This is a genomic window from Streptomyces sp. SID12501, from assembly GCF_010550245.1.
Classification (GTDB): domain Bacteria; phylum Actinomycetota; class Actinomycetes; order Streptomycetales; family Streptomycetaceae; genus Streptomyces.
Genome location: NZ_JAAGLU010000265.1, coordinates 1 through 610, shown reverse-complemented (window position 1 = coordinate 610; position 610 = coordinate 1). Strand labels below are relative to the sequence as shown.

Genomic DNA, 610 nt, shown 5'->3' with positions numbered 1-610 from the left:
GTCAGGGCGCTGGAGTCGATGCCGGAGATGCCGACGACGCCCTGCTTGACGAGCTCCTCGTCCAGCGAGCGCTGCGAGCGCCAGTTGGAGGGGACGCGGGCGGGGTCGCGCACGACGTAGCCGGCGACCCAGATGCGGGAGGACTCGGGGTCCTCGTCGTTGACGCCGGTGTTGCCCACGTGCGGCGCGGTCATCACGACGACCTGCCGGTGGTACGACGGGTCGGTGAGGGTCTCCTGGTAGCCGGTCATCCCGGTGGAGAACACGGCCTCGCCGAAGGTCTCCCCCACAGCGCCGTAGGCACGGCCGCGGAAGATGCGACCGTCCTCCAGGACGAGTACGGCGGGAGCTTTGGCTGCTCCCCTGGTGGAGGTCGTCATCGTTCGGCGCCTTCCGTCGTGATGGATGAGTTCTGTGTTACCAGCGTGTCGATGCTTCGAACCCAGGCGGCGTGTTCGGCCGCCCGGTCGGAGCGGAATCCGGAGTCGATCAGCTTGTCGCCGTGCGCCCATGTGACGACGAGGAGACCGCCCTCGGTGAGTACCTTGCCCGCGATTCCCTTGTCGAGGCGGGCGCCGCGCAGCTGCGCGGCCGGTACGAAGAAGTCGGT

At 68.7% G+C, this 610-nt stretch carries 1 protein-coding gene and 1 pseudogene; both read right to left on the bottom strand.

Annotated elements, in window-relative coordinates; genetic code table 11:
• Positions 1–380 (bottom strand): carbamoyl-phosphate synthase domain-containing protein (locus tag G3I71_RS45640; RefSeq protein WP_275409426.1); only part of this gene is annotated, 380 nt, incomplete at its 3' end.
• Positions 377–610: pseudogene (locus G3I71_RS45635) on the bottom strand (hypothetical protein); the annotation flags it as partial. The pseudogene G3I71_RS45635 and the gene G3I71_RS45640, both read right to left, overlap by 4 nt.